This is a genomic window from Pseudomonas sp. P108 (assembly GCF_032613195.1).
Lineage (GTDB): Bacteria > Pseudomonadota > Gammaproteobacteria > Pseudomonadales > Pseudomonadaceae > Aquipseudomonas.
The window spans coordinates 5,081,860-5,100,089 of sequence record NZ_CP126691.1; the positions used below are offsets into that span (position 1 = coordinate 5,081,860).

Consider the following 18,230-nt stretch of genomic DNA (forward strand, 5'->3'; position numbering starts at 1 on the left):
CAGTTTTGACCGGTGTTCAGGGTTAGAGCGCCGAGCGGATCAGATCGCCCAGCCAATCCATGAACACCCGCACTCGCAAGGGCAAATGCCGCTGCCGCGCATACAACAATGAAATCCCCATCGCCGGCGCAGTGAACTGCGGCAACACGGTCACCAGTTCGCCGTTTTCCAGATGCGGCTGCATGCCGGTTCGCGGTACCTGCGTCAGACCAAAACCGCCGAGGCACGCCGCCTCGTAAGCGTCAGTGCTGTTGACCGTAATGCTGCCAGCCATCGGCAAGCGTTTAACCTGACCGCCCTCCTCGTACACGAACCCTTCCGAACGCGAACCCAATACGCCGACGTAATGCACCAGTCGATGCTGCGCGAGATCTTCCAGCGACTCCGGCACGCCGTAGCGCTCGAGGTACGCGGGGCTGGCGCAATTGACCATGGGGAAGTCACCGAGGTGCCGCGCGACCACCGATTGATCCGGCTGCGCGCCAATCCGCACCACGCAATCGAACCCTTCGCTGAGCAAGTCGACGCGGCGGTCGGTGCTGCTGATTTCCAGTTCCAGATTCGGGTGGCGATCCATGAACTGCGGCAAGCGCGGCATGATCAGGCGCCGCGCGAGAATGTTCGGCAGGTCGACACGAATGCGCCCGGTCAGCGACGCCTCGTCCTGGCGGAACAAGCCTTCGATCTCATCCATGTGCGAGAGCAGATCCTTGCTGCGTTCGTACAGCACCAGACCGTCCTGCGTCGCCTGTACTTTGCGTGTGGTGCGTTGCAGCAGGCGCGTGCCGAGTAACGCTTCCAGCGCCTGCACATGTTCCGACACGGTGGAGCGTGGCAGGCCGAGATTTTCCCCGGCGAGGGTAAAACTCGACAGTTCGCTGACCCGCACGAAGGTGCGCAGCAGTTCCAACTTGTTCATGAGGCACCTGTCGATTGTTCGGCTAATCCGATCAGTGATTCCGGCTTAGTTCTGTTTATCACCTTAGGGCGGATAAATAAACTGAGTCCCATCACCACTCACCGCAATCGAGGAAGCTTCCATGAACCGCAAAATCGCATTGATCACTGGCGCCAGTCGTGGCCTGGGCAAAAACGCAGCGCTGCACCTCGCTGCTCAAGGCATCGACATCATCGGCACCTACAACAGCCGCGCCGATGAAGCCCAGGCGCTGGTGCTTGAACTGGAAAAATTCGGCGGCAAAGCCGTGATGCTGCAACTGGATGTCAGCCGCAGCGAGAGTTTTGCCGGTTTCGGTGCGCAGGTTGAGCACGCGTTGCAGGAAACCTTCAAACGACAACGCTTTGATTTCCTGATCAACAATGCCGGCATTGGCGTGCACGCGCTGTTCGCCGAAACCACGCCGGAGCAGTTCGATCTGCTGATGAACATCCAGTTGAAAGGGCCGTTCTTTCTGACCCAGCAGTTGCTGCCACTGATTAACGACGGCGGACGCATCATCAATATTTCCAGCGGCTTGACCCGCTTCAGCTTGCCGGGTTACGGCGCTTATGCGGCGATGAAAGGCGCGATGGAAGTGCTGACCCGTTATCAGGCCAAGGAGCTGGGTGCGCGGCAGATTGGCGTAAACATTCTTGCTCCGGGCGCCATCGAAACTGACTTCGGTGGTGGCGCAGTACGCGACAACTCGGCGCTGAATGCGATGGTCGCCAGCAACACCGCGCTGGGCCGAGCCGGTCAGCCGGATGATATTGGCGGAGCGTTGGCGCTGCTGCTGTCGCCGGGTGGACAGTGGATCAATGGCCAGCGTGTTGAGGCATCCGGCGGTATGTTCCTCTAACTAACGCTGAAATACTTTCCCTTGTGGGAGCTGCCGAAGGCTGCGATCTTTTGATCTTGCGCTTAAAAATCAAGAGCAAAAGATCGCAGCCTTCGGCAGCTCCTACACGGGGTGGTGTTAGCCTTGGCAGGCGTCGCGGGTCATGAAGCGCTCACGCACTACGTCATAGCCCCAGTGATACACGTAGGTGTACGGCAGGAAAAACAGCAACACGCCGATGTCGAGCAAAAACGCCTGCCACAGGCTGACCGACAGCCACCAGGCAATCAACGGCACGCCCATCACGATCAAACCACCCTCGAACAGCAGTGCGTGCACCACCCGTACCCAGGCATTGTGCGCAACGTTCATACGCGCCAGCAGGCGATCGAAGAAGCGGTTGAACACCACGTTCCAACCCAACGCGAGCATGGCAATCAACACCGTCACCGCGCCCATTTCAAGCATCGGTTTTTGCATGATCCACGCCAGCAACGGGGTGCAGATCAGAATCGCCAGCAGTTCGAAACCGATGGCCTGAAAAATACGTTCAGTGATGGATTTATTGGCAGTCATAGCCCGAGTCCTTGAGTGAAGATGGTTGCCATGATCCATCCTAAAACCGATACTTCATAATCAATAACCATCGATCAAGGCGATAGTTGATGATCTCGCAAGAAGTGCTGTTGGCGTTTGTCCAGGCTGCCACGCAAGGTTCGTTTTCGGCAGCGGCGCGCAAGCTCGGGCGCAGTCAATCAACCATCAGCGCGGCGGTGGCCAGCCTGGAGATTGATCTGGATCTGCAGTTGTTCGATCGCAGCAGCCGCAAACCGACGCTGACTCCCGCCGGGCATGTGATGCTGCAACGCGCCGAGGCGATTCTGGCGGCCAGCAGTCGCATGGAAATGACTGCGCGGCAGTTGTCCCAAGGCGTCGAACCGAAGCTGACGGTGGCGATTTCCGATACCTATCAGTCGGACCGTTTTGAAGCGGCGTTGGTGGGGTTTGAGCAGCGTTATCCGGATCTGGAACTGGAATGTCTGATCGCTGAATGCGATGACCTCGTCGAGTTGGTCCAGCGTGGTCGTGCGCATCTGGCATTCGCCGAAATGCAAGAGAGCTACCCGCCGGATCTGGTCACCTCGACCGTGGCCGAGCGCACCGAAATTGCCTTGTTCGTCAGTCGTGAGCATCCGCTGGCGAAGCTTGATCACATTGATCAGCATGTGCTGGAGCAGCACCGCGAATTGCGTCTGGCGACCATCGTCAATCCGTATGACAGTCGCGGCAAAGGTCGGGTGTGGTCGGCACCGAGTTATCTGATGCTGCTGGAAATGGCCGAAAAAGGTTTTGGCTGGGCGCCGTTGCCGCGTTGGCTGGCGCAGCGCTTCGGCAATGATCTGTTGGTGGAGTTGAAAGTGCGCGGCTGGCCGAAACCGGTGTTTGTCGATGCGTTGTGGTCGCGGCTGTATCCGCCGGGGCCGGCGGGGAGTTGGTTGTTGAGCAAGATGCTGGAATAAGGGTTGAAGATCGAGCCACCCTCACCCCAGCCCTCTCCCGGAGGAGAGGGGGTCGACCGAGGTGTCTTGCGTCAGACATCGACCTGAGAGACCGAGTCGATTGTGGATTCATTGGATATGAGCTCAAAAGCCCCTCACCCCAGCCCTCTCCCGGAGGGAGAGGGAGCCGACCGAGGTGTCTTGCGTCAGACATCGACCTGGAAGACCGAGTCGATTATGGATTCACAACTGAGCTTTCAGGTCGGCGTAGTTCTACAGCAATCCCCAATCAGTCCCCTCTCCCTCTGGGAGAGGGCTAGGGTGAGGGCAATTCCAGCACAATGAGCCGCCCTTGAATAAACCGCCGCTCCGGCTCTTGTCGAGTCAGCTCCAACGCCCGCAAATACGCCGTCCTCGCCTCTTCCACCCTGCCCAACTGCCGACAAAACTCCGCCCGAGCCGAATGCGCCAAGTGGTAATCCTGCAACTCGCCCCGCGCCAAAATCCCTTCAATCAGATTCAACCCTGCCAACGCCCCGTCGCGCTTGGCCACCGCCACCGCCCGATTCAACTCAATCACCGGCGAAGGCACCGCCCGCAACAGCACGTCATACAAACCAACGATCTGCTCCCAATCCGTCTCCCCAGCCGTCGGCGCCTCGGCATGCACCGCCGCAATCGCCGCCTGCAAACAATACGGTCCAAACCGCCGCGTGGTCAGCGCACGCTCAACCAGCGCACAACCTTCAGCAATCAGCCCGGCATCCCACTGAGATCGATCCTGGTCATCCAGCAGCACCAACTCACCACTCGGCGAAGTGCGCGCCGAGCGTCGCGATTCGTGCAACAGCATCATCGCCAACAGCCCCATCACCTCCGGCTCTGGCAGCAACTCCATCAACAACCGCCCCAGCCTGATCGCCTCACGGGTCAGATCCTCACGCGTCAATTCAGCCCCGCCCGACGCCGAATACCCCTCGTTGAACACCAGATAAATCACCCGCAACACACTGTCGAGGCGTTCGGGCAATTCCCTCAGGCTCGGTACTTGATAAGGGATTTTCGCATCACGGATCTTGGCTTTGGCGCGCACGATGCGCTGGGCAATTGCCGCCGGCGCGGAGAGAAAGGCGCGGGCGATTTCCTCGGTGGTCAGGTCGCAGACTTCACGCAAGGTCAGCGGCACTTGCGCATCCGCCGCCAGCGCCGGGTGGCAGCAGGTGAAGATCAGCCGCAGGCGATCGTCTTCCACGTCTTCGCCACTCCAGTCTGCCTGTTCCAGTTCTTCCAGTTGCGCCAACAGCAAGGGTTGCGAGGCCTTGAACCGTGCGCGGCGGCGTAACACATCAATCGCCTTGAAGCGCCCGGTGGACACCAGCCAAGTGCGCGGGTTGTCGGGCACGCCGTCGCGTTGCCAGCGTTCGACCGCGACGAAGAACGCCTCATGCAAGGCCTCTTCGGCGAGGTCGAAATCACCGAGCAGACGAATCAGCGTCGCCAGAATCCGCCGCGAGTCTTCGCGATAGACCTGCTCGACCCGCGCCCGAACTTCAGACATTCAACTGCCGCACCGGCCGCACTTCAACGCTGCCAACCCGCGCGGCCGGAATGTTGCCGGCGACCTGAAGCGCTTCGTTGAGATCTTTGGCGTCGATCAGGTAGAAGCCGGCCAGTTGCTCCTTGGTTTCGGCAAACGGGCCATCGGTAATCGACAGTTTGCCGTTGCGCATACGCACCGTGGTGGCGGTCTGCACCGACTCCAGCGCTTCGGCGGCAACCATCCGCCCGCTGCCCTGAATCGACTCGGCGTAGGCCCAGCACTCGGCGTCTTCCGGGCTGTCGGGCGACGAATGCAGCAGGCGCTCATCGCTGTAGACCAAGCATAGATACTTCATGGCGTTCTCCTGAATCGGACGGTTCAACTATGGCTGAAGATCAGGGAGTCACATCGAACAGGGTCGCGCCGCTCATCGGATCGAACGGCGCCGACCAGTGTTCGTGTGCGATTTTCCACGCCCCGCCGACCTGCCGATAGCAGGCGGTGACGCGCATCCAGCAGCTCTGGGTTTCGCCCTTGTCGTTGGTGCCGCCGCAGTTCGCTACCCAGTGGGCGAAGGCGATGTTGTCGGCGCTTTCGATGGCGATTTCGTGGAATTCGAAAATGTGCGGGCCTGGACACATTTCCATGCACTCGACCCAGTGCGCGCGGTAGGCGGGCTTGCCCTTGAATTGCAGGGCCTTGATCGCGTCGAAGGAGACGATGTCATCGGCATACAACGCCATGACTTTCTCCACGTCCTTGGTCATGACGGCTTCGCAGTAGGTGTTGATCAGGGTCTGGATTTCAGATTGTGCGCTCATGCTGTTCTCCGTGGTTTTTGTTGTGAAGACACCCTTAGTCGTTCGGCGATTGGGCAGATCGACAGAGCAAACAAAAAAATTCTACAGAAGACAAAATCGCTAGAATCCGCGACTTACCTTGTAGGAAAAAGGAAATTCCCGTGTCAGCCCAACTCGTGCCGTACGACAGCCTGAACGCCTTGCAGCGTCAGCAAGTCGAGGCGATTGAAATCCATGCCGAGCAGATCAAGTTCTCCGGCGATATCCACGGTGCCTTGCACACCCTGCTGTCGAAACCCGGCCCCGGCGTGAAAGGTTTCGCGCTGTTGGCGGATGACGTGCCGGTGGCGTTTCTGCTGCTCAAGCGCCCGCCGGTGTTGCCCGCCTGGGCCAATGAGCACAGCGCCACCTTGCATGCGTTGCAGGTCGATCGCCGCGCGCAGGGCAAGGGTTTCGGCAAGGCCTGTCTGCAAGCGCTGCCCGAGGTTGCGCGTCAGGCTTGGCCGGAGATCAAGGGGCTGGAATTGTCAGTAGATGCGGATAACGACGCGGCCATCGCCCTGTACGCCAAACACGGCTACGTCGACAGCGGTGAAGCGTACAAGGGCCGGATCGGTTACGAACGGCGCATGGGCCTGGTTTTCTAAGTCATCGAGGGATGCACGATGATCGATTCAATCGAAGCGCTGGAAGCGATTTACGGACTGCCCCACGAGCGGGCGGTGCGCAAGCAGATCGGTTTTCTCAACGAGGATTATCAGGCGATGGTGCGGGTTTCGCCGCTGGTCATCGTCAGCTCGGTGGGCGCCGATGGCCTCGATAATTCGCCGCGCGGGGACAAGCCCGGGTTTGTGCGGATCATCGATGAGCGCACCCTGGCCCTGCCGGATCGCCCGGGCAACAACCGCATCGATACCCTGCGCAATGTGCTGCAGGATTCGCGGGTGTCGTTGTTGTTCATCATTCCGGGCATTGGCGAGACATTGCGGGTCAACGGCACGGCGACGATCAGCGCAGATCCGCAACTGCTGGAAAGCTTTGCGGTGAATGGCAAACCGGCGAAAACGGTGTTGCTGGTGACGGTGGAAGCGGCGTTTTTTCACTGCTCGAAAGCCTTCGTCCGCTCCGACGCATGGAACCCGGAAACCCACCTGCCGCGCTCCGCCCTGCCCTCTGCGGGCGCCTTCCACAAGCGCCTGAACGATGGCGAATTCGACGCCGAAACCTACGACCGAGAAGCCCCGAAAAGAGTAAGTGACACCCTCTACTGATACTCCCGTAAATGATCGTTCCCACGCTCTGCGTGGGAATGCAGCCGGGGACGCTCTGCGTCCCAAAGTCGTGACGCAGAGCGTCACAGGAGGCATTCCCACGCGGAGCGTGGGAACGATCAGTATCAGTGTTGGGTTAGAGGGTCAGGATCATCTCGTGCCACGCCATGCCGCCGTGGTCCGACTCCGACGGTTTGATGTAGGCAAAGCCAAACCCGGCATACAGCGGAATATGCTTTTCCTTGCACATCAGGTGAATCGTCGCTTTATCCATCCCGCGCATGCGCTCGATGAACTCGCCCATCAAGCACTTGGCCAATCCCTGCCCCTGATAATCCGGGTGCACCACCACCGACATGATCACCACGTTCGGGCCTTTCGGGTCGTGGCCGATCAACTCTTTGAAGGCCTCGTCCGACATCTGCACATCAAACGCCGCGCCGGAGTTGACGAAACCCGCCACCACGCCATCTACCTCGGCGACGATAAAACCCTCTGGCCAAGTGGCAATGCGCGTAGCGATCTTCTCGAGGGTGGCCGCTTCGTCACCTTCGTAGGCAACGGTTTCGATGGCGTAGCAGCGGTCCAGGTCGGCGGCGGTGACGTTGCGTATGACGGTGTTCATGGCGGCTCGGAAATCAGCAGAAGAAAGTGCCGAAAGCATAAAGGAATAAGGCCTGCATATCGATCCGCACGGACGGCGTAAAGCTTGCGTATAAGCGCTTTTCTTCGTGCAGGCGGCGGGCTATTTCTGAGGTGTGTCTCTGACTACCCTTGGGGGAAACCGCTTATGAGCAGCGTTGAAATCGGCCTGTTGATGGTGTTGGGCATCAGTACATTCGGCTTTATCACCTTGGGCATCGACCTGTTGCGGGCGCGACGGTTGGGCAAAGGCAAGCGGGGTTGAAAACCATGAGGCGGATCACTGATCCACCTCATGCTTGTTGGCTCAGGCCTTGGTATCGACCGGCACACAGATTTCCAGTTTGCCGGTGTGCAGCTTCGGATTGAAATCGGCGCTGTAACGCTCCAGCTCCGGGGCGTTGAGCTCCACGTAATGAGAGCTCGGCAACCAGGTCTTGTAGATGTATTGCAGGGTTTGCGGCAACTGATCGAGCGGTCCCTTGTGCTCGAACACCGCGTATTGCCGGGGCAGCACTTCCACCCACTGGTAGACCTTCTGGTCGAGGTCATCGAGCTTGCTGATTTCCACCCCGGCGATGTAATCGAAGCCGCCCTTGCCATCGAAGTTGCTGCAGACACCGTAGGTCACTTCGTTCTTTTGCCCCTGGATCTTTCCCAGGTGCGGCAAGAACTTTTCCCACAGCGCCGGAATGTCTTTGGCTGTGTCTTGGGTAAATCGACCGCGAAAGCCTGCAATTAACAGGAAGTGTCCATGTTCGAAGCGAGGTTCAGCCACTTCGACGCGTGTTTGCTCATCCATGACTCGACTCCTGGAACAAAAAAGGGGTTCGGCTGGGAGTATAGAAAGCCAAACCCAATTCGCACGCTTACAGCGAATGCAACTGCTCGACGGCGCCCGAACCGACAAACTCGTTATAACCGGATACGATCACGTAGACCGCGAAATAGCAGAAGATCGCTGCAGATGCCATATAGGAATAGCGCAACAGCTTGTCGCCCAGCAGTTTGCCGCCGTGGCTCGCCGCGAAGCACAAACCCGCCGACCACAGCAGCCCGGCGCAAAGGAAACCGCCAAGGAACAGCGCCGAACTCAGCGGGCCGCCGCCACCGGAACGAGCAATCAAGGTACCGCCAACCGCTGCAAACCAGAGAATCGCACTCGGCGATGACATGGCGAGAAAAATCCCCCGGAAGAATTCCTTGCGATGGGAGTTCTGCCCCACTTCCGCCGTCTCGGCCAGCAGCGTTTCGTGATGGATCGCCGAGTAGATCATCTTCGCCGCAAAGTAGATCAACAGCGCCGAACCACCGATCCACAGCACCCAACGCACGCTTTCGTATTGCAGCAAAACGGTCATCCCGGCCAGCGCCAGCACCGCATAAATCAGGTCACCAACACAGGTGCCGAGGCCGAGGGCAAAGCCCTGAAAGTAACCGCGCTGCATTGCCAGCGTGATCATGGCGATGTTGGCCACGCCGATATCCAGGCACAGCGAAAGGCTCAGCAAGAAGCCGCTGGTGAATTCCATCAACCGATTTCCTTGGGACAAAATTGTTTACAAACGGGCTGGACAGTATGCCATCACTGACCTTATCTTCCGCCACAGGTCACCGCAGTGACCAGCGTCGCTCGGACGGTTCCGGGCGCTTACGTTATCCGAGGCAACAATGGCTGAACAAGGTTCGCCGCGCCGCTTTGCGCGCATAGATCGACTCCCCCCTTACGTTTTCAACATCACCGCCGAGCTGAAGATGGCCGCGCGGCGTCGTGGTGAAGACATCATCGACTTGAGCATGGGCAACCCCGACGGCGCCACGCCGCCGCACATTGTCGAAAAACTCGTCCAGGTTGCCCAACGCGAAGACACCCACGGTTACTCGACGTCCAAGGGCATTCCGCGCCTGCGCCGGGCGATTTCCAACTGGTACAAGCAACGCTACGAAGTCGATATCGACCCGGAAAGCGAAGCCATTGTCACCATCGGTTCCAAGGAAGGCCTGGCGCATCTGATGCTGGCGACCCTGGATCAGGGCGACACTGTTTTGGTGCCCAACCCGAGCTACCCGATTCACATTTACGGTGCGGTGATTGCCGGCGCCCAGGTGCGTTCGGTGCCGCTGGTGCCGGGCGTGGACTTCTTCGATGAGCTGGAACGGGCCATTCGCGGTTCGATCCCGAAGCCAAAAATGATGATCCTCGGCTTCCCGTCGAACCCGACTGCGCAGTGTGTGGAGCTGGATTTCTTCGAACGGGTGATCGCCCTCGCCAAGCAATACGACGTGCTGGTGATTCACGATCTGGCGTACGCCGACATCGTCTACGACGGCTGGAAAGCCCCGTCGATCATGCAGGTGCCGGGTGCCAAGGACATCGCGGTGGAGTTTTTCACCCTGTCCAAGAGCTACAACATGGCCGGCTGGCGCATCGGCTTCATGGTCGGTAACCCGGAACTGGTCAACGCCTTGGCGCGGATCAAGAGCTACCACGACTACGGCACCTTCACCCCGCTGCAAGTGGCCGCGATTGCTGCGCTGGAAGGTGATCAGCAGTGCGTGCGCGACATTGCCGAGCAGTATCGCCAGCGCCGCAACGTGCTGGTCAAAGGTCTGCATGAACTGGGCTGGATGGTCGAAAATCCGAAAGCGTCGATGTATGTCTGGGCGAAGATTCCCGAGCAGTACGCGCATCTGGGTTCGCTGGAGTTCGCCAAAAAACTGCTGGCCGAGGCCAAGGTGTGCGTCTCGCCGGGGGTGGGGTTTGGCGAGTATGGCGATGACCATGTGCGCTTTGCGCTGATCGAAAACCAGGACCGGATTCGTCAGGCGGTACGCGGGATTCGCGGGATGTTCCGGGCGGATGGCCTGGCCCCGAAAACCACTGCCTGACGCACTGATCGTTCCCACGCAGAGCGTGGGAACGATCACCCACAAAAAAACCGCATCGCTGCGGTTTTTTTGTGTCTGCAAGAAGCGCTTACACGAACAGCGACAACAGCAGGATAAAGCCCAACGCGACGATGGAGAGGATGGTTTCCATCGCTGTCCAGGTCTTGAACGTCTCGGCCACGGTCATGTTGAAGTATTGCTTCACCAGCCAGAAACCCGCGTCGTTCACGTGGGACAGGATCAACGAACCGGCACCGGTAGCCAGCACCAGCAGCTCACGGTTCACACCCGGAATCATCCCCACCACCGGCACCACAATGCCCGCGCCGGTAATGGTTGCCACAGTCGCCGAACCGGTCGCGATACGAATCACCGCCGCAACCAGCCACGCCAACAGGATCGGCGAAATCTGTGCGCTGACCGCCATGTGGCCGATCACGTCGCCCACACCGCTGGTGACCAGCATCTGCTTGAAGCCACCGCCAGCACCGATGATCAGGATGATCGCGGCGGTTGGCGCCAGACTCGCGTCGAGCCACTTGAGCATCTGCTGGGATCCGATGCCCTGCTTGTGCCCGAAGGTGTACAGCGACAGCAGCAACGCCAGCAGCAGCGCCGAGATCGGGTGGCCGATCATGTCCATCCAGGTACGGAAGAAGTGACCGTCCGGCAGCGCCACGTCAGCGAAGGTTTTCAGCAGCATCAGGAACACCGGCAGCAGCACAGTGATCAGGGTGATGCTGAAGCTCGGCAGCGTGGTCGAGTCGTCATTTTCGCGGGCCAGTTGATCGACCAGTTCCTGATTCGGGTGACCCGGAATGTGCTTGGCGATGAACGTACCGAAGATCGGACCAGCAATGATCGCGGTCGGCAGCGCAACGATCAGACCATAAAGAATGGTCTTGCCGATGTCAGCGCCGAACACGCCAATGGCCAGTAGCGGACCCGGGTGCGGTGGCACCAGACCGTGCACCGCGGACAGGCCGGCGAGCAGCGGGATACCGATCTTGATGATCGACACGCCAGTGCGGCGCGCAACGATGAACACCAGCGGAATCAGCAATACGAAGCCGATTTCGAAGAACAGCGGAATGCCCACCAGGAACGCGGCGAACATCATCGCCCACTGGACTTTGTCTTTACCGAACGCCCGGATCAGGGTCTGGGCGATCTGATCCGCCCCGCCCGATTCGGCCATCATTTTGCCGAGCATGGTGCCCAGCGCAAGGATGATGCCGACGAAACCGAGCACGCCACCGAAGCCGTCCTGGAACGCCTTGATGATGGTGCCGATCGGCATGCCCGACGTCAGGCCGAGGAACGCGGCGGCGATGGTCAGGGAAATGAACGGGTGAATCTTGAATTTGGTGATCAGGATAATCAGGCCGATTACCGTGACCACTGCATCGAGCAGCAGGAACGTCTCATGGGACATGCCAAACATTGGGGGTGTCTCCTGGATTGTTGTTGTTATTAAAGCGGGTTAAACAGAAGTCGGGAGGACAGCGCTATCTCTTTCAACACACTCATACCGCCTGCTTCAGACCGTGGGCCTGCCACCAGACATGAGCCTGGGACGCCAGTTCTTCAACGCTGTGGATCGAAGCATTCAGGGCCAAGGTCAACGGCTCGCCCTTGGGCGATTCGAGGGTGGCGAACTGGCTTTCGATCAGCGTGGCCGGCATGAAGTGGCCCGGACGATGGGACACACGCTCAGCGGCAACTTCAGGGGTCAATTCAAGAAACACGAAGCCCAGGCCCGGCAAGGCACTGCGCAACACTTCGCGATAACTGTGTTTAAGGGCCGAGCAGGTCAGCACCGGACGTTTGCCCGATGCATCAACGCGACGCAGTTCATCGCACAGGCTGTCGAGCCAGCCGGCACGGTCGTCGTCGTTCAGGGGGATCCCCGCGCTCATCTTTTCGATGTTCGCGGCCGGATGGAAAGTATCGCCTTCAATGGCAGTGGCGCCGCTCAATTGGCACAAGGCCTCGCTGACGCACGTCTTGCCGCAACCGGCAACGCCCATGATGACCAGGGCGGTGATGGGATGACTCATATAACACCTCAGCGCGCAGACAGCGCTACCTTTGCTAGCTATGACTCTAGTGCACAGGCAGAAGTTGCCGACGCCTTCTTGTCGTTTTTTTGGGTTGCAGCAGGTTTGTTCCCAACACCAAAAAGCGAAGATCAGGCAGGACCTCGCTTACGCATTTACAGCTGCATCAGGACAGCGCTACCTTAGTGCCTTGATTTTTGTTTGGCAAGCCGTCGATGACCACCCCTAAAAACGATAAAAATACCCGCACCACCGGCCGTCCTACCCTGAATGAAGTTGCCCGCCTGGCCGGTGTCAGCCCGATTACCGCTTCTCGCGCCTTGCGTGGGGTCAGCACGGTCGCCACCGAACTGGTGGAAAAAGTGCAGAAAGCAGCCAGTGAACTCAACTACGTAGTGAACCCTGCCGCCCGCGCGTTGGCCTCGGCGCAGAGCCATTCGGTGGTGGTTCTGGTGCCTTCGTTATCCAACTTGCTGTTCATCGATACGCTGGAAGCCATTCATCGGGTGCTCACGCCCAAAGGCTTCGAAGTGCTGATCGGCAACTTCCACTACTCGCGCGATGAAGAAGAAAACCTGCTGCGCAACTACATGGCCTATCAGCCGCGTGGATTTTTGCTGACCGGGTTTGACCGCACGGAAAGTTCGCGGCGGATGATCGAGGCGAGCAACATTCCCTGCGTGTACATGATGGAACTGGACAGCGCCGCCGGGGTGAATTGCGTCGGCTTCTCGCAGCTCAGTGCCGGTGAAACGGCGGCTGAGCATTTGCTCTCACGTGGACGCAAGCGTCTGGCTTACATTGGCGCACAGCTCGATCAGCGCACCTTGTTGCGTGGTGAAGGTTTTCGCAAAGCGCTGCAGAAGGCCGGGCGTTATGACCCGGATCTGGAAGTGCTGACGCCGCGCTCTTCATCGGTGGGCTTGGGCGGGGAACTGTTTATGCAATTGCTCGCGGCGCATCCGGATGTTGATGCGATCTTCTTTGGTAACGACGATTTGGCGCAGGGAGCGTTGCTGGAAGCACTGCGCCACGGCATCAAGATTCCCGAGCAGGTGGCGATTCTCGGTTTTAACGACTTGCCGATGTCCGAGCACATGGTGCCGCGCCTGAGCAGCATCAACACCCCGCGTGAAGCAATTGGCCGGCGCGCGGCGGAGCAGATGTTGACGTTGATGGCCGGTAACAGCGTGGCGCGCCCGGTGGAAGACATGGGCTTCGAACTGAAGATTCGTGAAAGCACATAACCCCTGAAATCCCTGTGGGAGCTGGCTTCACTGATCGTTCCCACGCTCTGCGTGGGAATGCCTCAACGGACGCTCCGCGTTCGGCTTTTGATGGGACGCAGAGCGTCCCGGGCTGCATTCCCACGCAGAGCGTGGGAACGATCAACCGCCCAACAATTCGACGAGGGCATGCGCGCCCTTCTGCAATGGCTGGCTCTTGAGCCACACCGCGTGCACCGGCATCACCAAACCATTTTCGATGTTGCGGAAATTCAGCCGTTTCAGCCGTCCGCTGTCCAGCCGCGACTGCACCACCGACAGCGGAAAATTGCCCCAACCCAATCCCGCCTCGACCATTTCCATTGCCGTCTCAAGACTGTCGGTGCGCCAATACGACTCTGCCACCAACGGCCGCGTCTCACTGATCGGCAAGTCGCGGCTGGCGACGATGATCTGCCGCATATGCACCAGATCCTCGAGAAACACATCCTGCCCCTGTAACTGCGGACTGTCCGCCGCCAGCGTGGCGATCATCCGTTCGCTGCCGACGAACTGAAAACGCTCCAGCACATTCATGCTCAGCCCGGCGAACGCCAGGCACACGCTGACCCGGCCACTGTGCAGCATCGCCAGCACGTCATCTTGCGGCGCGGTGAGCACTTCGATATCGAGCAGCGGATGACGCTCGGCGATCACCTTGATCGCCGCCAGCAAACGCCGCCGGTCGATGTCCGCGACCACGCCGATCGACAACTTGCTCTCCAGTCCCAACGACAGTTCCACCGCATGCACTTGCAACTGCTTGAGCTGCTCGGCAATAAGCCGCGCATGGGGTACCAGCGACAACGCCATCGCCGTGGGCTGCGGTTCGCGATGGCTGCGGTCGAACAGCAGATAACCGAGCTCGGCCTCGAGGTTGCCAATACCCATGCTGACGGCGGAAGGCACCCGACCTAACGCTCGAGCCGCCGCCGAAAACGAGCCGCGCTCGATCACCGCAAGAAACAGCTCGATGCTGTCGCTGTTGAAATTCACCCTGAACACCTATCAATAGAACTGAAAGTAGCTGACTTTTTCTGTCAGCCCCATTGAAGCTATCTTTCGCCGTCTTCGCCAGTCCCACTGGCCAACAAACGGCAAGAAAGAGGCAAACCCCCATGCAAGGCGTCAAACGCAAACTGGTCTATGTATCGCTCTACGAAGTGATCGGCATGACCTTCTCCGCCCTCGGTCTGGCGCTGTTGTCCGGCACCTCCCCGGGCAGCACCGGGCCGCTGGCAGTGATCATCACCACCATCGCCGTGACCTGGAACTTCATTTACACCTCGTTGTTCGAGCACTGGGAAAGCCGCCAGATTTCACGTACTCGCACAGTTAAACGACGCATCGCCCACGCCGTCGGCTTCCAACTGACGCTGATCGTGTTCCTGATTCCGTTGATCGCGTGGTGGATGAACATCAGTCTGGTACAAGCCTTCCTCCTGGATCTGGCGCTGATCATTTTCATCCCGTGCTACACGTTTGCCTTCAACTGGCTGTTCGACCGGATCTTCGGACTGCCGGCCTCGGCGTTGCCAGATTCGGCGGCTGCGGCATAAATCGTTAATTGGTAAGCAGATATTGCGAGAAATCAGCGGTTTAGCCGGTTAAACCGCCGATATTCACAATCCGTTAACTCCGATAGCAGGCTAAGCTTTTCCATCAATAAAAAATGGATCAGCCCATGACTGCTCACGCCCCCGCCGCCGCGCAAAGCGACGGCATCGACCCGATACGCGCCGCTCAGGTGTCCGCCCGCATTGATCGTCTTCCGGCGGTCGCGACGATCTGGCGGCTGGTGGCGCTGCTGTCGATCGGTGGATTTTTCGAACTCTACGATCTGTTCCAGACCGCCTACATCAGCCCCGGTCTGATCCGCGACGGCATCTTCGCCACCGGCAATCAGGGCGTGTTCGGCTTCTCCGATCAAGCGGCGTTTGCTTCGGCGACATTCCTCGGCCTGTTCCTCGGCGCCAGCCTGCTCAGCCCTTTGGCAGACCGATTCGGCCGCCGCGCGATCTTCACCTTCGCGCTGGTCTGGTACACGGTGGCAACGGTGTTGATGGGTATTCAGAGCTCGGCGCTGGGCATCATCTGCATGCGCTTTCTGGTCGGCATCGGCTTGGGTATCGAACTGGTGACTATCGACGCCTACCTCTCGGAACTGGTGCCCAAACGCATGCGCAGTTCGGCGTTCGCCTTTGCGTTTTTCGTGCAGTTCCTGTCGGTGCCGGCGGTGGCGTTGATGTCGTGGTGGCTGGTGCCACAAGCGCCATTCGGCGTGTCCGGCTGGCGTTGGGTGGTGTTGGCCAGCGCGGTGTTTGCGCTGTTTATCTGGTGGTTGCGCAAACGCCTGCCGGAATCGCCGCGCTGGCTCGCGCAGCATGGCCGCTTTGATGAAGCCAACCGGATTCTCGATGGCATCGAAGCACGATGCGAGAAAGATCACGGCAAGCCGCTGGACGTTCCCGAAGCCGTACCGGTCGACGTCGAAGGCAAGGGTCGCTTCGCCGATATCTGGCAGCCACCGTATCGTCGTCGCGCATTGATGCTGATCGTTTTCCACATCTTCCAGGCCATCGGGTTCTTCGGTTTCGGCAACTGGTTGCCGGCGTTACTCTCCGGCCAGGGCGTCAGCGTCACCCACAGTTTGATGTATGCGTTCATCATCACCCTCGCCTACCCGCTCGGGCCGTTGCTGTTCGTCAAGTTCGCCAACCGTTTCGAGAACAAATGGCAAATCGTCGGCTCGGCCCTCGGCGCGATGACCTTCGGCACTTTGTTCGCCTTGCAGACCAGCGCGTTAGGGCTGATCTTCTGCGGGGTCATGATCACCTTCTGCAACGCTTGGTTGAGCTTCAGTTATCACTCGTACCAGAGCGAACTGTTCCCGACCAATATTCGCGCCCGGGCGGTGGGCTTCTGCTATTCGTTCAGTCGTTTGTCGACGGTGTTCAGCAGCTTGTTGATCGGTCTGTTTCTCGACAACTTCGGCACACCCGGGGTGTTGGCATTCATCGTCAGCAGTATGCTCATCGTGATGCTGACCATCGGCTGGTTCGGCCCACGCACGCGCAATCTGGCGCTGGAAAACATCGCTCATCGCTGATGGAACAACGGTCATCCTCTGCCGCTTATCGGCAAGGGATGACCGCTGCGAACACCTGATTGATGATCAACTTGTTGAAATAAAAGAATTTATTCAGAAGGCACGGTAATTGCTTTGGTACGCGAGTCAGCAATTACCTACAGGTCCACTCATCATGTTGATCAGTGCCAAACAACAGCAAATCATTCACCTGCCCAAAGCGCTGAATGATGATGCGACATCTACCGCTGCCGCCGGTCTGCAGGGTGGCCTGCACGGCGCCATGCTGCAGACCCTGCAAAACCAGACCCAGGCGCAAACCGCCGAAGCCACCGCCAAGGTGCAGGACTCGGCCACGCAGATCGCCACCCAGCAAGTCAGCGAAGCCACACGCATCAGCGATAACGTCGACGAAGCGTTCGCCAAGACCCGCGTGAACCTGCAATCGACCGACGCCACCAGCGCCTCGGCAAAAACTGCCACCGACGAGTTCAAGGACTACATGAGCAAGACGCCGGAACAGCGTCTGCGCGACAGTATCCTGCAGTCCATGGGGCTGACCGAAGACGACATCAAAGCCATGCCGCCGGAGAAACAACTGGCCATCGGCAAAGAGATCGCCGAACGCTTGCAGGACAAGATGAAGTTGGCGCAGGCAGAAAAAGACAACGATGTGAAGGACAGCGACAAGCAGGCGGACAAGTTTCTCGCAGCGCTGTGATCTCCAGGTCGCCTGAAATCAAATGTGGGAGCGAGCTTGCTCGCGAAGGCGGTGAACCAATCAACTTAGATGTTGAATGTTGCGCCGCCTTCGCGAGCAGGCTCGCTCCCACAGTTTTTTGTGTGTTCAGGAAAGATCAGTTCAGTTGCAGGGTCTCATTGAACTGACTGATCGCATCCACCACATGCCGCGATCCCTGCTGAATCTCCAGAATCACCTCCCCCGCCTCGTTCGCCAGCTCAACCCCGAGCCCAGTGCGGCTCAGACTTGATTGCATACTCGACACCGCACTCAGCGACAGGTCATGGTTCTTGCGTACCACGTCGACAATTTCCAGGGTCGCCTGACTGGTCCGCGCCGCGAGGCTACGCACCTCATCCGCCACTACCGCAAATCCGCGCCCGTGCTCCCCGGCCCGCGCCGCTTCAATCGCAGCGTTGAGCGCCAGCAGGTTGGTCTGGTCGGCAATCCCGCGAATGGTCTGAACGATGGTGCCGATGATGTCCGATTGCTTGCTCACCGCATCGATGCTGACGGCAGCTTCGTTGAGGTCGCGGGAGATGTCCTGAATGATCTGCACGGTTTGCTGCACGACTTGTGAGCCTTTTTGCGCGCAGGCATCGTTTTGTACCGAGGTGCTGTGGGCCGATTCGGCAGCGTTCTGCAAAGTGGTCATC

21 protein-coding genes are annotated in these 18,230 nt (G+C 59.1%); 9 read left to right on the forward strand and 12 right to left on the reverse strand.

The genetic code is table 11. The annotated features are described in order from the left end of the window. Positions 1–22: 22 nt before the first annotated feature. The gene (locus QOM10_RS22360) at positions 23–919 is read right to left on the reverse strand and encodes a LysR family transcriptional regulator (RefSeq protein ID WP_127929461.1); all 897 of its coding nucleotides are present in this window, start codon (positions 917–919) and stop codon (positions 23–25) included. A gap of 121 nt (positions 920–1,040) precedes the next feature. Here QOM10_RS22360 and QOM10_RS22365 point away from each other — a divergent pair, with 121 nt between their 5' ends. Next, positions 1,041–1,799, forward strand: a complete 759-nt coding sequence (locus QOM10_RS22365) for an SDR family NAD(P)-dependent oxidoreductase (RefSeq protein WP_316916956.1) — start codon at positions 1,041–1,043, stop codon at positions 1,797–1,799. A 117-nt stretch (positions 1,800–1,916) separates the two neighbouring features. Here QOM10_RS22365 and QOM10_RS22370 read toward each other — a convergent pair whose 3' ends face one another. Next, positions 1,917–2,354: a multidrug/biocide efflux PACE transporter gene (locus QOM10_RS22370; protein ID WP_127929463.1), complete on the reverse strand. Its 438-nt coding sequence runs from the start codon at positions 2,352–2,354 to the stop codon at positions 1,917–1,919. A gap of 89 nt (positions 2,355–2,443) precedes the next feature. On the opposite strand from QOM10_RS22370, the gene QOM10_RS22375 reads away from it, so the two are divergent. Next, positions 2,444–3,298 (forward strand): LysR family transcriptional regulator, encoded by an 855-nt coding sequence (locus QOM10_RS22375; RefSeq protein WP_127929464.1) that lies wholly within the window; start codon positions 2,444–2,446, stop codon positions 3,296–3,298. A gap of 295 nt (positions 3,299–3,593) precedes the next feature. Here the strand turns inward: QOM10_RS22375 and QOM10_RS22380 are convergent, their stop codons facing one another. From QOM10_RS22380 to QOM10_RS22390, 3 genes are read right to left on the reverse strand one after another with little or no spacing between them, the layout of a single operon-like run. Further along, complete coding sequence (locus QOM10_RS22380) at positions 3,594–4,835, reverse strand: RNA polymerase sigma factor (RefSeq protein WP_316916957.1); 1,242 nt, start codon at positions 4,833–4,835, stop codon at positions 3,594–3,596. After that, on the reverse strand, positions 4,828–5,172 hold the full coding sequence (locus QOM10_RS22385) for a YciI family protein (protein ID WP_077574226.1): 345 nt from the start codon (positions 5,170–5,172) through the stop codon (positions 4,828–4,830). The genes QOM10_RS22380 and QOM10_RS22385 overlap by 8 nt, the downstream gene beginning before the upstream one ends. Positions 5,173–5,212: 40 nt before the next feature. Continuing rightward, the gene (locus QOM10_RS22390; protein ID WP_316916958.1) at positions 5,213–5,638 is read right to left on the reverse strand and encodes a YybH family protein; all 426 of its coding nucleotides are present in this window, start codon (positions 5,636–5,638) and stop codon (positions 5,213–5,215) included. A gap of 140 nt (positions 5,639–5,778) precedes the next feature. Between QOM10_RS22390 and QOM10_RS22395 the strand changes: the two genes are divergently transcribed. Further along, a complete protein-coding gene (locus QOM10_RS22395) occupies positions 5,779–6,264 on the forward strand; it encodes a GNAT family N-acetyltransferase (protein WP_127929467.1) in 486 nt (161 codons plus the stop codon). 18 nt (positions 6,265–6,282) lie between these two features. Then, positions 6,283–6,888 carry a pyridoxamine 5'-phosphate oxidase family protein gene (locus tag QOM10_RS22400; protein ID WP_160041527.1) on the forward strand — a complete coding sequence of 202 codons (606 nt, stop codon included), beginning with the start codon at positions 6,283–6,285 and terminating at the stop codon, positions 6,886–6,888. A 136-nt stretch (positions 6,889–7,024) separates the two neighbouring features. On the opposite strand, the gene QOM10_RS22405 is transcribed toward QOM10_RS22400, so the two are convergent. The 3 genes from QOM10_RS22405 to QOM10_RS22415 all read right to left on the reverse strand — a co-directional run bounded on the left by QOM10_RS22405 (position 7,025) and on the right by QOM10_RS22415 (position 9,062). Next, a complete protein-coding gene (locus QOM10_RS22405) occupies positions 7,025–7,513 on the reverse strand; it encodes a GNAT family N-acetyltransferase (protein ID WP_316916959.1) in 489 nt (162 codons plus the stop codon). A gap of 324 nt (positions 7,514–7,837) precedes the next feature. Further along, complete coding sequence (locus tag QOM10_RS22410; protein ID WP_122598741.1) at positions 7,838–8,332, reverse strand: GyrI-like domain-containing protein; 495 nt, start codon at positions 8,330–8,332, stop codon at positions 7,838–7,840. 67 nt (positions 8,333–8,399) lie between these two features. Next, the gene (locus QOM10_RS22415; RefSeq protein WP_316916960.1) at positions 8,400–9,062 is read right to left on the reverse strand and encodes a LysE family translocator; all 663 of its coding nucleotides are present in this window, start codon (positions 9,060–9,062) and stop codon (positions 8,400–8,402) included. Positions 9,063–9,201: 139 nt separating this feature from the next. On the opposite strand from QOM10_RS22415, the gene alaC reads away from it, so the two are divergent. Beyond that, complete coding sequence (alaC, locus tag QOM10_RS22420; protein ID WP_007917802.1) at positions 9,202–10,419, forward strand: alanine transaminase; 1,218 nt, start codon at positions 9,202–9,204, stop codon at positions 10,417–10,419. 88 nt (positions 10,420–10,507) lie between these two features. On the opposite strand, the gene QOM10_RS22425 is transcribed toward alaC, so the two are convergent. Together QOM10_RS22425 and QOM10_RS22430 are read right to left on the reverse strand one after the other, a co-directional pair. Next, positions 10,508–11,863 carry a GntP family permease gene (locus QOM10_RS22425; RefSeq protein WP_038362591.1) on the reverse strand — a complete coding sequence of 452 codons (1,356 nt, stop codon included), beginning with the start codon at positions 11,861–11,863 and terminating at the stop codon, positions 10,508–10,510. An 82-nt stretch (positions 11,864–11,945) separates the two neighbouring features. Continuing rightward, positions 11,946–12,479, reverse strand: a complete 534-nt coding sequence (locus QOM10_RS22430) for a gluconokinase (protein WP_007917804.1) — start codon at positions 12,477–12,479, stop codon at positions 11,946–11,948. A gap of 215 nt (positions 12,480–12,694) precedes the next feature. Between QOM10_RS22430 and QOM10_RS22435 the strand changes: the two genes are divergently transcribed. After that, positions 12,695–13,726: a LacI family DNA-binding transcriptional regulator gene (locus QOM10_RS22435; protein WP_016983674.1), complete on the forward strand. Its 1,032-nt coding sequence runs from the start codon at positions 12,695–12,697 to the stop codon at positions 13,724–13,726. A 141-nt stretch (positions 13,727–13,867) separates the two neighbouring features. Here the strand turns inward: QOM10_RS22435 and QOM10_RS22440 are convergent, their stop codons facing one another. After that, on the reverse strand, positions 13,868–14,740 hold the full coding sequence (locus QOM10_RS22440) for a LysR family transcriptional regulator (RefSeq protein ID WP_316916961.1): 873 nt from the start codon (positions 14,738–14,740) through the stop codon (positions 13,868–13,870). 122 nt (positions 14,741–14,862) lie between these two features. Between QOM10_RS22440 and QOM10_RS22445 the strand changes: the two genes are divergently transcribed. From QOM10_RS22445 to QOM10_RS22455, 3 genes are all read left to right on the forward strand, one after another. Further along, a complete protein-coding gene (locus QOM10_RS22445) occupies positions 14,863–15,303 on the forward strand; it encodes a PACE efflux transporter (RefSeq protein ID WP_038362598.1) in 441 nt (146 codons plus the stop codon). A gap of 125 nt (positions 15,304–15,428) precedes the next feature. Next, the gene (locus QOM10_RS22450) at positions 15,429–16,853 is read left to right on the forward strand and encodes an MFS transporter (RefSeq protein WP_316916962.1); all 1,425 of its coding nucleotides are present in this window, start codon (positions 15,429–15,431) and stop codon (positions 16,851–16,853) included. A 154-nt stretch (positions 16,854–17,007) separates the two neighbouring features. After that, positions 17,008–17,553, forward strand: coding sequence for a hypothetical protein (locus QOM10_RS22455; RefSeq protein WP_127929476.1), 546 nt, complete (start codon positions 17,008–17,010; stop codon positions 17,551–17,553). Positions 17,554–17,689: 136 nt separating this feature from the next. Here QOM10_RS22455 and QOM10_RS31375 read toward each other — a convergent pair whose 3' ends face one another. Further along, a complete protein-coding gene (locus tag QOM10_RS31375; RefSeq protein WP_223259141.1) occupies positions 17,690–18,229 on the reverse strand; it encodes a methyl-accepting chemotaxis protein in 540 nt (179 codons plus the stop codon). Position 18,230: the final 1 nt, after the last annotated feature.